Annotated in this window: 13 protein-coding genes; 9 read left to right on the top strand and 4 right to left on the bottom strand. The window is 63.4% G+C overall.

The features are described from left to right. Window positions 1–8: 8 nt before the first annotated feature. Together GQA94_RS10045 and GQA94_RS10040 are read right to left on the bottom strand one after the other, a co-directional pair. A complete protein-coding gene (locus GQA94_RS10045) occupies window positions 9–797 on the bottom strand; it encodes a dienelactone hydrolase family protein (RefSeq protein WP_158187881.1) in 789 nt (262 codons plus the stop codon). Between the two features lie 133 nt (window positions 798–930). Then, window positions 931–1,656, bottom strand: a complete 726-nt coding sequence (locus tag GQA94_RS10040) for a DUF72 domain-containing protein (protein WP_158187880.1) — start codon at window positions 1,654–1,656, stop codon at window positions 931–933. 202 nt (window positions 1,657–1,858) lie between these two features. Between GQA94_RS10040 and GQA94_RS10035 the strand changes: the two genes are divergently transcribed. Then, window positions 1,859–4,294, top strand: coding sequence for a helicase-related protein (locus GQA94_RS10035; RefSeq protein ID WP_158187879.1), 2,436 nt, complete (start codon window positions 1,859–1,861; stop codon window positions 4,292–4,294). Between the two features lie 101 nt (window positions 4,295–4,395). On the opposite strand, the gene GQA94_RS10030 is transcribed toward GQA94_RS10035, so the two are convergent. Further along, on the bottom strand, window positions 4,396–4,704 hold the full coding sequence (locus GQA94_RS10030; protein ID WP_158187878.1) for a hypothetical protein: 309 nt from the start codon (window positions 4,702–4,704) through the stop codon (window positions 4,396–4,398). A 190-nt stretch (window positions 4,705–4,894) separates the two neighbouring features. Here GQA94_RS10030 and GQA94_RS10025 point away from each other — a divergent pair, with 190 nt between their 5' ends. The 6 genes from GQA94_RS10025 to GQA94_RS10000 all read left to right on the top strand — a co-directional run bounded on the left by GQA94_RS10025 (window position 4,895) and on the right by GQA94_RS10000 (window position 10,893). Further along, on the top strand, window positions 4,895–5,320 hold the full coding sequence (locus GQA94_RS10025; RefSeq protein WP_158187877.1) for a DUF1810 domain-containing protein: 426 nt from the start codon (window positions 4,895–4,897) through the stop codon (window positions 5,318–5,320). Between the two features lie 194 nt (window positions 5,321–5,514). Further along, a complete protein-coding gene (gene glpK, locus GQA94_RS10020; protein WP_158187876.1) occupies window positions 5,515–7,026 on the top strand; it encodes a glycerol kinase GlpK in 1,512 nt (503 codons plus the stop codon). A gap of 139 nt (window positions 7,027–7,165) precedes the next feature. Next, window positions 7,166–7,924, top strand: coding sequence for a DeoR family transcriptional regulator (locus GQA94_RS10015; protein WP_158190076.1), 759 nt, complete (start codon window positions 7,166–7,168; stop codon window positions 7,922–7,924). 297 nt (window positions 7,925–8,221) lie between these two features. Next, a complete protein-coding gene (glpD, locus tag GQA94_RS10010) occupies window positions 8,222–9,754 on the top strand; it encodes a glycerol-3-phosphate dehydrogenase (protein ID WP_158187875.1) in 1,533 nt (510 codons plus the stop codon). A gap of 188 nt (window positions 9,755–9,942) precedes the next feature. Further along, entirely contained in the window at window positions 9,943–10,224 is a 282-nt protein-coding gene (locus tag GQA94_RS10005) for a peptidylprolyl isomerase (protein ID WP_025242533.1), read from the top strand. Between the two features lie 297 nt (window positions 10,225–10,521). Continuing rightward, complete coding sequence (locus GQA94_RS10000) at window positions 10,522–10,893, top strand: STAS/SEC14 domain-containing protein (protein ID WP_158187874.1); 372 nt, start codon at window positions 10,522–10,524, stop codon at window positions 10,891–10,893. Window positions 10,894–10,902: 9 nt separating this feature from the next. On the opposite strand, the gene GQA94_RS09995 is transcribed toward GQA94_RS10000, so the two are convergent. Next, window positions 10,903–11,793, bottom strand: a complete 891-nt coding sequence (locus GQA94_RS09995) for a CAP domain-containing protein (protein WP_233270236.1) — start codon at window positions 11,791–11,793, stop codon at window positions 10,903–10,905. A 221-nt stretch (window positions 11,794–12,014) separates the two neighbouring features. On the opposite strand from GQA94_RS09995, the gene GQA94_RS09990 reads away from it, so the two are divergent. Together GQA94_RS09990 and GQA94_RS09985 are read left to right on the top strand one after the other, a co-directional pair. After that, window positions 12,015–12,749, top strand: coding sequence for a sulfite exporter TauE/SafE family protein (locus GQA94_RS09990; RefSeq protein ID WP_158187873.1), 735 nt, complete (start codon window positions 12,015–12,017; stop codon window positions 12,747–12,749). Between the two features lie 396 nt (window positions 12,750–13,145). Continuing rightward, complete coding sequence (locus GQA94_RS09985; RefSeq protein WP_158187872.1) at window positions 13,146–13,652, top strand: DUF3597 domain-containing protein; 507 nt, start codon at window positions 13,146–13,148, stop codon at window positions 13,650–13,652. Window positions 13,653–13,673 lie beyond the last annotated feature (21 nt).

Raw genomic sequence — 13,673 nt, 5'->3', positions numbered from 1 at the left:
TGCACCGTCTACCGTGCCGCGAACACCTCGTCGAGCAGATCGTTCATGGCCTGGAACGCTCGCTTCGCCACCAGCGGGTTGTACTCGTTGCGGCCCGGCACGTTGGCATACGGGTCGGTGAACGAGTGCACCGCGTTGCCATAGCTGTTGACCTGCCAGTCGATATCGGCCGCTTTCATTTCGGCAATGAATCCATCGACCTGCTCCTTCGGCACCGCAGGGTCGTCGGCACCGTGCAGCACCAGCACCGGCGCCTTGATCTGCCTGGCATCGTCCGGATTGGGCGTATCGAGGTTGCCATGAAAGGAGACGAAAGCCGCGAGATCGGCGCCAGCGCGCGCCAATTCGAGGATTGCACCGCCGCCGAAGCAGAAACCGATTGCCGCCATTCTGCCGGTATCCAGCGCCACCTCCCGCTGCGCCTCGAGCGCATCTACCGCTGCCTGGGCACGCTTGCGCATCAGTGCGCGGTCGCTGCGCAACGCCGTAGCGGCGGCCTTGGCTTCGTCAGGATTGCTGGGCCGCACCGCTTTGCCATACAGATCGGCCATGAACACCACGTACTTGTCCCCCGCCGCTCGCGCCGCCTTCTCCGCCGAGCGCTCGGTCACACCCAGCCAGTTAGGTACCATCATGAGCCCGGGGCGCGGCGTGGTTATCGCGTCATCGTAGACCAGCAGGCCCTCGAAGCTTTCGCCGTCCAGTTCATAGGCGAGCGGCTTGACCACCACCGCCGCCTCGGCAAGGCCGACCGTTCCGGCCAGGGCCACGGCTAAGGGTATGCACAGTTTCTTCATCTGCTCGCTCCCGCTGTGTGAAATGTCTATTGAACAGTAGAAGAAAATGTCCCCCGCGCCTTGGCGCTACGGAGGCAGAGCGTATCGGCTTGTGTCGGCACCGTACTCAGGCGACAACCATACCCACCGCGCGCTAACTGAGCAGCCTTTGCAACTCCAGCGCATTGGCGGTCGCCGCCCCGCTGGCCGTATTGTCGAATATGCACCAGCTGGCGGCGCCCTTCGGTCGATCAGCCAGGCGTTCGGCCATCGCTTCAAGCCAGCCAATCCCGTACCGGGAACGGTAAACAAGCGGTGATCCGTGTAACCGGTAGTAGTGAAATCCCGGCCAGCCGCCTGGCAAAGCCGCTTCGGGAAAGGGCGGCGGATCAGCCACAACACGGGCGATCTGGGCTTGCTGGAGCAATGGCTCGGCATCGAGCCAGCTGCGATGACGGGGTTCGATGACCACCGGTCCGGCATGACGGACCCGCAGCGCATCGAAAAAGACGCGGGCGGTTTCAGCCTCGTAGGTGAGCGAAGGCGGCAGCTGGACCAGCAGACAGCCAAGCTTTTCTTCGAGGTGGCCACACTCGTACAGAAATTGTTCGAGCCATTCGCCACAGTCGACCAGACGCCGTTCATGGGTGATCTGCCGAGGCAGCTTCACGCAGAAGCGAAACGCCGCTGGCACGCTTTGCGCCCACTTCGCATAGGTCGCCGGCCGATGGGGCCGGTAGAACGAGGAGTTGATTTCCACCCCCGGCAGGCGCCCGGCATAACGCTGCAGATGCGTACCCTCGCTGGGAAATGCCGGCCACTGCTCGCGGGGAAGGTTCCAGCCGGCCGTACCGAGAACGATCCGGGTGTCGACGCTCATTCAGCTAAAGCTCCAGTCATTGCCTACTTCTGATGACCCGGCGTTGTGGTCAGCGTTCAGGCAGACGCTCCGGGCGCGTGATCCAGGCGAAAAAGATCGTCCGGATGCCTCGCTCTGTCGCCACGGGAACGCACCGGGTGATCGGAACTGGCCATCGGGTTGTCCATAATGGGCAGCAGAACTGATCAGAGAGGCGTCGATCATGCGCAAGGCCGAAAGCAAACACCGCCATACCCGCAAACTTGAGCGGCTGCAGCGCTTCCTCGACTGGACAACGGTGCGCTATCCGGACTTCGCGCCAAAGAAAAACCATCAGGAACAATGGTTCAGCACTTACGTCGGCCATCAACCGCCCGTGATCGGCCGTGCGGCCCGGCTGTTCTGGTTGGGACTGAACGAGCCGGCCGTCAATGCCACGCTCGAATCCACCGATCCCGAGCGCCTGATCGGCCGGCTGTTGAACCGCGACCTGAATGACTTCACCTGCAGCGTCGACGTGTTCGGGATCGAGAAAACCTTCGATTGCGGCCCGGTCCAGCACCTGCTCGAACCCGACTATGCCCTGCGCATCGACGACAGCGCCTCGGTCGACGAGTTCGAGGGGCATGTCCGCGATGCGATCGGGGCGATGGTCAGGGATCGCCTGCGTGTTCTCGAACGCCCCTTCGCCGGCATGAGCGACGAACAGAAGTCGCGCTGTCTGCAACGGCTGCAGCCGAAGCTCTCGCGCCTCGACGAGTTCGCTGCCAGGGCCGTCGATACCGTCAATGAAGTCCAGCACGAGTTGCGCTACGTCGTCGAACTGCGCCGTGGCGACGTTGCGCTGGACATGCAGCGGCGCATTCCCGGTGGCCAGGGGCATGTGCTCAGCGAACGGGAAGTCGCCGAACTGAAAGAGGAGGACCGCCAAGGGCTAAGGGCCAAGTTCGACATGATGGTCGAGGAAGCTGGCGACTTCGACTTGCAGGTGCTGGGTGAGAAACGCCTGACCGAGATATTCATGATGGAGCCGAAGAAGCTACGGCGCACCATCCGTTTCGCCCGCCAGGACCACAAGGAAAAGATGGCCTTCGCGGTGCTGCTGGAAAACAACCCGCGCTTCGTGCATTACCACAAGCTGTACGCGGCGCGGCGCATTACCCGCACCTGGACGGCGCTGCTCGGCCCGACCAACAGTGGCAAGACCCACCAGGCGATCGAGGCGATGACCGGCGTCGAGCACGCCATCTATCTCTCCCCGTTGCGCCTGATGGCGCTGGAGAACCAGGAACGCATCGAATCCATGGGCGTCCCATGCTCGCTGGTGACCGGAGAGGAAGAGATCATCCGCGACGGCGCCACTCATTTCTGCTGCACCGTCGAGGAATTCGCACGCTTCCGGCATCAACCCTGGGATGTGGTGGTCATCGACGAAGTACAGATGATGGCCGACTCGCAACGGGGCTGGGCCTGGGTCGATGCGCTGGTGAGTGCCTACACGCCGGACCTGATCATGACCGGTCCGGAACTCATCCAGCCGTCGTTGAAGACGCTGTGCGAACTCTGCGAAGACGAACTGGTGGTCAAGCGCACCACGCGCCTGTCGCCGGTCGAGGTGGCGCGGCGTTCGACCAGCCTCAAACAACTCGACGAAGGCTCGATGCTGGTTGCGTTCAGCCGCAAGACGGTGCTGGAACTCAAGGCCATGCTGGAAATGACCGGCAAGTCGGTGTCGGTGGTCTACGGCGCGCTGTCACCGGAAGTACGCCGCGAGCAGGCGCGGCGCTTTCGCGAAGGCGAAGCGGACATCATGGTGGCCACCGACGCCGTGGGCATGGGCCTCAACCTGCCAGCGCATACGTTGTGCTTCTACACCGACGAAAAATACGACGGCATCCAGAATCGCCAGCTCAAGGTCCAGGAGGTCAAACAGATCGGCGGGCGCGCCGGCCGCTTCGGCCATCACGACAGCGGCACCATCACCGCACTGGATGCCCAGACCCTGCAGTCGATCAAGCGCCTGTTCTACAGCGCGGACCTGCCGGTGGATCTGTCGCAGTTCCAGGTGCGCCCGTCCATCGAGCACTTGCAGGCCATCGCCGAACTGATGGGCGAACCCAGCCTGCTGCGCGCCTGGCTGACATTCAATCGCAACATCAACTACGGCGACGAATTCATCTCGATCCTGCCGGACGAACTGGCCGAGTGGATCAAATTGATCGACGATCCCGCCATTGACCTGCCGCTGCGCTGGATATTCGCCTGTACGCCAATTCGCGGCGGGCTGGACAGCCCGGCCAGCATTTTCGCCCAGCAGTGGCTGAAGAAAGTCGCACAGGACAAGGTCGTGGAACTGCCCCGGCTGATCATCGACGCCGACCTGGCCACGCTGGAAAGCTCGCTGCACATCATCGAAACCTACCTGCATCTGGCGCGCACGCTGCCGGCACACTTCCCTGCGCTGGAACAGGCCGAGCAGCACCGCAGCCTGCTCAACGAGGCCATCACCCGCGAACTGTCGCGTCGCAGAAAGCCTCGCCACAGTGACCGAGGCCGGCTGTCAGGCGAAACACGCCACTGCCAACAGTGCGGCAAGGCGATGCCGGTGCTGAGCCGGAAATTCCGCCTGTGCCAGAGCTGTTTCCGTGAGCAGCGATGACCACCTGAACCGCACCGCTACCCGATCCGCCGTCCGGACCAACCCGCTGGACACGGCCTCTGCAACGCGGGAAGGGCGCCGAGGCGCCCTTCCGTTGGACACTAGCGGCGCCCCCTCCCCTGATCACGGCGCTCGATCACCACGTACTCGACCCGTTTCGGGCGGTAGTGCACCACGCGCGGCACGGGACGCCGGTGCTGGACGTGATGGCGCGGCGGCTGACGATAGTGACGCGGCGGCTGATGACGATGATCGTCGTCGGACGCATTTGCCAGGACCGCAACCAGCACGGCGCCGACAGCCGCTCCGGCCAACACCGGAACCACGACGTTGCGGTCGGCAGCCGAGGCATGGCCGGCCACGACGAGGCAACCGACAAGCAAGCCAACCTTTAGTGTTCGACTGAACATAGGCGATTTCTCCTTTGCGGACGGGAATCCGTCTCCCGGCTCATCTGACACCGCCGCTTGGTCAAGGGAGGTCAGCAAGGTGTAAGCAACAGGTAAACAACCATGCCGCGCGGTCTGCCAGGATGAATCGAGGGAAACGTTCGCCCCTCTGGAGGCTCCAAGCAAACATCCAGCCGCTCGAGGATGCCCCATGCGCGACCCTTTCGACCTGCAGCGATTCGTCGAAGCCCAGGCGCCTGTCTATGACCGTGCCCTGGCAGAGTTACAGGCCGGCCAGAAGCAGAGCCATTGGATGTGGTTCGTTTTTCCTCAGATCGCCGGACTGGGCCACAGTGCAATGGCGCAGCGCTACGCCATTTCCGGACTGGACGAAGCGCTCGCCTACCTCGAGCATGCGCTGCTGGGCCCACGCCTGCACGAGAGCGCGCAGGCCCTGCTGTTGCATACGAGCCTCTCGGCCAGACGAATTCTGGGCTCGCCCGACGACCTCAAACTGCGATCCAGCATGACGCTGTTCGCCGCAGCCGCGCCTGATCGTGCGATCTTCCAGCAGGTGCTGGACGCTTTTTTCAATGGCGAGCCCGACCCGGCCACCCGTTCGCGCTTGCGGTATTGAGCGCGCGCCAGGGACCGCAGGGCCAGGCACCGAGGCCGTTTCGCCAACCGGAGCCGCGCCGCGCATGCCATGGCGCGGCCAGGCGTTTGTGGAGGAACCGGGGTTTACCGCTATTCTGCTGGCACGGACATGAGGCCTGACGCCCGGCCAGAAACGATGACACCGCCTGCGAGGCTCGCTAAGGAATCGTCACCATGAGCACCCCGAACGACAAACCCTTCATCGTCGCCCTCGATCAGGGCACCACCAGCTCCCGTGCCATCGTGCTGGACCGCAACGCCAACGTAGTGACCCTCGCCCAGCGCGAATTCGCGCAAATCTACCCGCAGCCGAGCTGGGTCGAACACGACCCGATGGAGATCTGGGCGACCCAGAGCGGCGTATTCGTCGAAGCGTTGGCGCAAGCCGGCATCACCAACGAGCAGGTCGCCGCGATCGGCATTACCAACCAGCGCGAAACCGCCATCGTCTGGGACAAGGCGACCGGCAAGCCGATCTATAACGCCATCGTCTGGCAGAGCCGCCAGAGCACGCCGATCTGCGATCAGCTCGAGCGCGACGGCATGCAAGCGCACATTCGCAAAACCACCGGCCTGGTCATCGACCCCTACTTCTCCGGTACCAAGATCAAATGGATTCTCGACCACGTCGAGGGCAGTCGCGAACGGGCGCGACGGGGTGAGCTGCTGTTCGGCACCGTCGACTCCTGGCTGATCTGGAAGATGACCCAGGGCAAGGCCCATGTCACCGATCACACCAACGCATCACGTACGCTGCTCTACGATATCCACGCGCTCGACTGGGACCCGGTCATGCTGGAAGCGCTGGATATTCCTCGCCAGATGCTGCCCGACGTGCGCTCGTCCTCCGAGATCTACGGCCACGCCTACCTGGGCTCCGGCCAGAGCACCGGCATTCCCATCGCAGGCATCGCCGGCGACCAGCAGGCCGCGCTGTTCGGCCAGATGTGCGTGGAACCAGGCCAGGCGAAGAACACCTACGGTACCGGCTGCTTCCTGTTGATGAACACCGGCACCCACGCCGTTCAGTCCAGGCACGGGCTGCTCACCACCATCGCCTGTGGCCCCCGCGGCGAGGTCAATTACGCACTCGAGGGTGCCATTTTCAACGGCGGCTCGACCGTGCAATGGTTACGCGACGAACTCAAGGTGATCAACGACTCGCTGGATTCGGAGTACTTCGCCTGCAAGGTCAAGGACAGTAATGGGGTCTACCTGGTGCCGGCATTCACCGGCCTGGGGGCGCCCTACTGGGACCCCCGCGCCCGTGGCGCACTGTTCGGTCTGACACGTGGGGTCAAGGTCGATCACATCATTCGTGCCGCACTGGAGTCGATCGCCTTCCAGACCCGAGACGTGCTCGACGCCATGCAGCAGGACGCTGGGGAACGCCTGCGCGCGTTGCGCGTGGACGGCGGCGCGGTGGCCAACAATTTCCTCATGCAGTTCCAGGCCGACCTGCTTGGCACCCCGGTGGAGCGTCCACACATGAAAGAGACCACCGCCCTCGGTGCGGCCTATCTGGCGGGCCTGGCGACCGGCTTCTGGAGCAGCCTGGACGAGCTGCGCAGCAAAGCCACCATCGAACGCATTTTCGAACCGGCCTGCGACGATGCGCGGCGCGAGGCGCTTTACAGGGGCTGGAAGAAGGCCGTCGACCGCACCCGAAACTGGGAAGACGCCTGAGTTCCTGCATCGGCGCGGCTCATCACGACGCCCGGATTCGATTTCGCGCCGGGTGCCTTCTTTCGCGAACGCACAGTTCTTTAAACGCCGACCGGACTGCGGCATGCTTGCCCGGCATATCGACTACAAGGACGCTGCCATGAGTCTGGCTCCACGACAGCAGAGTATTCTCGAACTGGTGCGAACCCGCGGCTACGTCAGCATCGAGGAATTGGCGCAGCAGTTCACGGTGACGCCGCAGACTATCCGTCGCGACATCAATCAGCTCGGCGAAGCCGGGTTGCTGCGCCGCTACCATGGCGGCGCAGCCCACGACTCCAGCGTACAGAACACCGCCTACACCCAACGCGCGCGGCAGATGCGCGACGAGAAACGCCGGATCGCCGATGCCCTGGCTGCGCACATTCCCGATCAGGCGTCGCTGTTCATCAATATCGGAACCACCACCGAAGCCATCGCCCACGCCCTGCTCAACCATCGTGATCTGAAGATCATCACCAACAACCTGCACGTGGCGAGCATTCTCAGCCCGAAGGAAGACTTCGATGTACTGATCGCCGGAGGCAACGTACGCAGCGACGGTGGCGTCGTCGGGCAGGCGACTGCTGACTTCATTGGCCAGTTCAAGGTCGACTATGCGTTGATCGGCATCAGCGGCATCGACGACGACGGCACGCTTCTGGATTTCGATTATCAGGAGGTGCGCGTCTCTCAGGCAATCATCGGTAACGCTCGCAAGGTTTTCCTCGCCGCTGATTCGAGCAAGTTCGGTCGCAGCGCCATGACTCGCCTCGGCTCGCTGGAGCAAATCGACAGGTTGTTCACCGAAGCCCAGCCGCCGGAGGCGTTCGTCGAATTGCTGGCGCGCCACAAGGTCGCCCTGCACGTCAGCGATTGACCGATACGAAGCGCCGGCGTGCGGGCTGAACCCAAGGCCGGGCGCACGGTTTTTTTCTGTCACACCGGCCTGGCATGCTCCTTGTCGTCGCCCTATTGCACGGGACGGCCTTGCCGGTGCCGGCTGTCCTGGACCCTTGCAGCGGCGCGGTCGAGCCCTTGAGCAGCGGGACGCTACTTCGGTTCGTTTATTTTCTTTTGGTATAAAGAAACGAACCTTCCGCCTGGAGAGCCGCTACGTCATGGGCTAGCATGTTCGTATTCGAAATACTGATTTTCGTTCCCGAAGGAGAATCATGTGACTGACACCGCCCAGCCTGTCTCCGAGCTCTACGATATCGCTGTCATCGGCGGGGGCATCAATGGCGTGGGCATTGCAGCCGATGCGGCCGGTCGCGGCCTATCGGTGTTTCTTTGCGAGCGCGACGACCTTGCCAGCCATACCTCCTCGGCCAGCAGCAAGCTGATCCACGGCGGCCTGCGCTATCTTGAACACTACGAACTGCGGCTGGTTCGCGAGGCTCTGGCCGAGCGCGAAGTGTTGCTCGCCAAGGCACCGCATATCGTCAAACCGCTGCGTTTCGTTCTGCCCCATCGTCCGCACCTGCGGCCCGCCTGGATGATTCGCGCCGGCCTGTTCCTCTACGACCACCTCGGCAGGCGTGAACAGCTTCCCGGTTCGCGCGGGGTGCGTTTTGGGAGCGACAGCCCGTTGAAGCCCGACATTCGACGCGGCTTCGAATATTCCGATTGCTGGGTCGATGATGCGCGACTGGTAGTGCTCAACGCCATGGCCGCGCGCGAGCACGGCGCGCACATCCATACCCGTACCCAGTGTCTGAGCGCCAAGCGCGCCGGCGCCATCTGGCATGTCGAACTGCAGCGCGAGAACGGGACCCGCTTCTCGTTGCGGGCCAAGGCACTGGTCAACGCGGCCGGGCCCTGGGTCGCGCAATTCATGGCTGAGAACCTGCAGCAGCGCCCGCCTTATGGCATCCGGCTGATTCAGGGCAGCCACATCATCGTGCCCCGGCTGTACGACGGCGATCATGCCTACATCATGCAGAACGAGGATCGGCGCATCGTCTTCGCCATCCCCTATTTGGGCCGTTACACCCTGATCGGGACGACCGATCGCGAATACCGTGGCGACCCCGCGCAGGTCCGCATCAGTGGCGAAGAAATCGCCTATCTGTTGAGCGTCGCCAATACGCATTTCCGTACCCAGCTGGCGCCAGCCGATATCCGCCACACGTTCGCCGGAGTGAGGCCCCTGTGCGATGACGAGTCCGACAACCCGTCAGTCGTCACGCGCGACTACACCCTGGCGTTGACGGCCGAAAGCGGCCTGGCCCCGTTGCTGTCAGTGTTTGGCGGCAAGCTCACCACCTATCGCAAGCTGGCCGAATCGGCGATGGTGCAGCTCAAGCCTTTCTTTGCGCAAATGGGGTCACACTGGACAGCCACCACCCCGCTCCCTGGCGGCGAAGGCATGACGACATCCGAAGCGCTCGCCGACGCCCTGACGGCGACGATCGAAGGCATCGACCCGGCCCTGGCGCGGCGTTGGGCGAATCTCTATGGCGCCCGCGCCTGGACCATGGTGGGAAAAACCCGCTCCGTTGCCGATCTTGGCGAGCCGCTGGGACAGGGCCTGTATCGCCTCGAGGTGGACTATCTACGACGGGCGGAATGGGCCTCGCAGGTCGACGATATTCTCTGGCGTCGCACCAAGCTCGGCTTGTCCTTCACCCCGCAAGAAACCGATCGGCTGCGGCAGTACCTGCTCGAGCCGCTGAAGGGCGCACCGCGTAGCTGCGACGCTGCATGATTTGACATCAGGCGACCCGCACCAACTGTCAGCCAGCGCTCGAGGGATGTTTGCCGCCCGCTGCTGCGCAAGGGCCGGTGTTTGGCGCGTCGGCGCGATAACCGCAAACGACAGGGGCAGGCGCAGGCTGTGCTTGAATCGCCGGGCAAATCCGGTAGGCTCGCAACTTTCCCAGAGGAGTACACCCCATGGCCCGAGCCACCGCCCGCCACATCCTGGTTCCCACCGAAGAGAAGTGCAACGAACTGAAAGCTGCCATCGAAGGTGGTGCCGATTTCGCCCAGGTCGCCAAGGACAACTCCACCTGTCCATCCAGCCGCCAAGGCGGCGATCTGGGCTCGTTCGGCCCTGGCCAGATGGTCAAGGAGTTCGACACCGTAGTGTTCAGCGCTCCGATCAACGTCGTTCAGGGCCCGGTGAAGACGCAGTTCGGTTATCACCTGCTGGAAGTGACCAGTCGTCAGGACTGATCCTGTGCCCCGCGCTACGGCGCGGGGCTGCCTTGCACGCTCCCCCCGTCAGTTGCTCTCGTCACACTCCGTTCGCGCCGCGCTGATCGAACACGCTCCACGCCGGCCGCCTCGTCAGCGTCTGCTCAATCCAAGATCCGCTTCCAGCCCGGTTCCGTGGCATTTGGCGAGAGGCGTCAGAGCCCATCGCGCGCGTCGGCAAAAATCCCGCCTGCAATTTTTTAGCGAACGAACGCGCCGCAGCCGCTATGGTCAAGGAACAGACCCTACCGTCACACCCGTTCGAGGGAGCAACGTATGTTCCATGTAACGCGCATAGGCGATAAACGCATCGACGTGGATTTTTCCGGCAAGCTCGACAGCAACGAAATGCGCTTCGCGTTCGATGAACTGATGCGCAAATCCGAAGGCATCACCCATGGCCAGATGCTGTTCCGAGTGGGCGACTTCGACATGCCCACGCTTGGTGCCGTGGGCGTCGAGCTGTCGCGGATACCTCAGATGTTCCGCTTCATCCGCCGTTTCGACCGCTGCGCGGTGGTCAGCGCCAAGGAATGGGTCAGGAAGGCCAGCGAGATCGAAGGAGCGCTGATTCCCGGGCTCAAGGTCAAGGCATTCGAACCGCATCAGACCACCGAGGCCCACGACTGGCTGGAGAGCGCGCTGTAACGCGACAGCCTAACGTGGCGTGCCGAACACCTGTGTCCAGTAGATGGTGGCCGCACTCTGAGGGTGGATAGCGTAAGCGGCGCCCATTTCCGTGAAGTCCGGGTTCATGATGTTTTTGCAGTGGCCCGGGCTGGCCAGCCAGCCCGAGACTGCCTGCTCCGCAGACCCCTGGCCGGCGGCGATATTTTCACCGATGCGCTGCCAGCGGTAGCCCTGACGGCTGGCTCGGTCGCCGACCTCGCTCTGGTCGTGGCCGCGATGGCTGAAATAATTCTGCTGCGCCATGTCCTGGCTATGCGCCCGCGCCGCGTGGCCCAATTGCTGATCCCAACGGACCGGCGGTGCGGGCTCGAACGGCTGGTCTCCGCAATGACGCGGCGCAGCGCGGGCCTGGTTGATCCGCTGGAGAATTGCCTTGCCTGCCTGCTGCCAGTCGCCGAGATCGGCTGACAGCAGCGGCTTCGCCAGAATCACCTGCCAGGTAGCGCCCTCGCGCGCGACGCCGAGTTCGGCGAATTCGCCACTCGATAGCGCATCGCAATAACGCTGCTTGAGGGCCCGCATCACGCTGCCCGCATCGCCAGGTCCGGTGACCGCCATGATCTGCAGCGTGGCGGCCTGATAGCCCGACTCCCGCAGCGCTTCCTCGATCCGCTCACCTGGGCGAATCGACGCCAGTGTTTCGACGGGCGCGAGCGGCCCGACCTGCTCCACCTTCGTGCCGTCGCAGCCTTGTCCGGAGGTGCGGAAGTCGTTGATCAGGCTCACCAGCTCATCGGTTTCATCGGCGCTCGCAACGCTGGCGACAAGCACGGTCGCCACCAGCATCGAGGTGATCGTCAGCCGCTTCATCGGCCTGGCGGCAGTGATTGACGACACGGCGAGCTTGCGTACAGTCATGCGGTACCTGTCTGGCGGGCTGCGAACACGCCGGCGGCGTATACGGCTGTTTTCATGCAGACCACGATCGAGGGCGACCGATCCCGGTCACGATGAAGCGTCAACCGGCCCGGTCGATGAAGGCACTCCGGCGCGGCCTGCACCCCTGATCGGCCCGAAAAAAATGCGATGATCGAGCTTTCGCGCTGCTGCCAAATCCCACCCAGAGTACTGCCGCCTCCATGACCCTTGCCGATTTCCTGCTGTTCGCCCTGCCCGCGATCTTTCTTACCGGGCTGTCCAAAGGCGGCTTCGGCGGTGCCCTGGGTGGTATCGCCGTCCCCCTGCTGGCGCTGGCCATCTCGCCGAAACAGGCGGCAGCGGTGATGTTGCCGATTCTCTGCCTGGCCGATCTGGTAGGGCTGAAGGCTTACTTCGGCAAATGGGACGTCGCCAACCTCAAGGTCATGCTCCCCGGCGCGCTGATTGGCATCAGCCTGGGTTCGCTCACCTTCGGCCTGCTCGACGAGCGGATGATCGGCCTTATGATGGGCGGCATCGCGGTGGGTTTTGTGGTGCTGGGGCTGTTCACCCGCAACGAAAAGCCACGCCCTCTCCAGCGCGGGCGCGGTACCCTGCTGTGCTCCATTGCCGGCTTTACCAGCTTCGTCGCCCACGCCGGTGGGCCGCCGGTCATGATGCATCTCCTGCCGCAGCAACTGGACAAGCTGCGTTACGTGGCCACCATCAATCTTTTCTTCCTGCTGACCAACGCGGTCAAGTTGATTCCCTACGCCGCGCTCGGCCAGTTCAACCGCGAAAATATGCTGTTGAGCCTGATGCTCGCGCCGATCGTGCCCTTCGGCGTCTGGGCCGGGCTCTGGCTGCACAAACGCATTGATCACACCTGGTTCTACCGGATCGCCCGCATCGGCATGCTGGTCGCCGGTGTGCAGTTGATCGTCAAACATCTCTGATGCGGGCGTCGTCGGCGCGCCTTCGCTACTTTTCTGAACGATCGCAGCCCACCTCAGTCGGAATTGATGTACCCACTGCAAACAGGAGTCATCCTCATGCTGAAGTTTCTGGGCAGCACAATCGGCATCATTTTCCTGATCGGTCTGTTGGTAGTGATCGGCTTGTTCATGCTGGTGTTCTGATACTGCGCCAGCCGACCGGCGTCCGGCGGACCTGCACCCTGGGTGCCGATGCGCTGCGGCCGACGGCGGCATGGCGCAATCCCCAGCACCCCGCCGCCGGTCGCAACCGGCAGACAGACGGCGGCCTTTGCGGCGTCGTTCCGACCTGCGGGGGTGAATGACCTGAACGCAGCGATGGTCCAACCTGGACCTACATCAACCGAGGATCATGCAATGGGCCTGTTCGACAAGATCAAAGACAAGTTGGGCTTGGGTGGCGTCAGCAACGAAGCGCACAAGCCGGCCGCCCCGGATTCGGGCATCAATCAGCACGCCACCGATACGGTTGTTGACTCCGAGCGCCCCACCACCGCCAACAACGCGACCACCAGCCCGCCCGGCGCGACCGGCGCGACCGGCGCGACCCCTGGTATGGCAGGCTCCGCGGGTACTGTTGGTAGCGTTGGCGGCGCCACCAGCGCCGTGGACGTTCCGGCGAAACTCGACGGCATGGCGGCGACCTTCCCGGAAAAACTGAACTGGCGTACCTCCATCGTGGACCTGCTCAAATTGCTGGGCCTCGATAGCAGCCTGGAGTCGCGAAAGGAGCTGGCGACCGAACTGGGTTGCCCGCCCGACCAGATGGCTGACTCGGCGCAGATGAATATGTGGCTGCACCGTACCGTGATGCACAAGCTCGCCGAACACGGCGGTACGGTCCCGCCCGAGCTGCGCACCTGATACCGCGCCCGAGATCGTTCC

It is taken from the genome of Stutzerimonas stutzeri, assembly GCF_009789555.1.
GTDB lineage: Bacteria > Pseudomonadota > Gammaproteobacteria > Pseudomonadales > Pseudomonadaceae > Stutzerimonas > Stutzerimonas stutzeri_R.
This window is presented reverse-complemented; position numbering and strand designations above follow the sequence as displayed.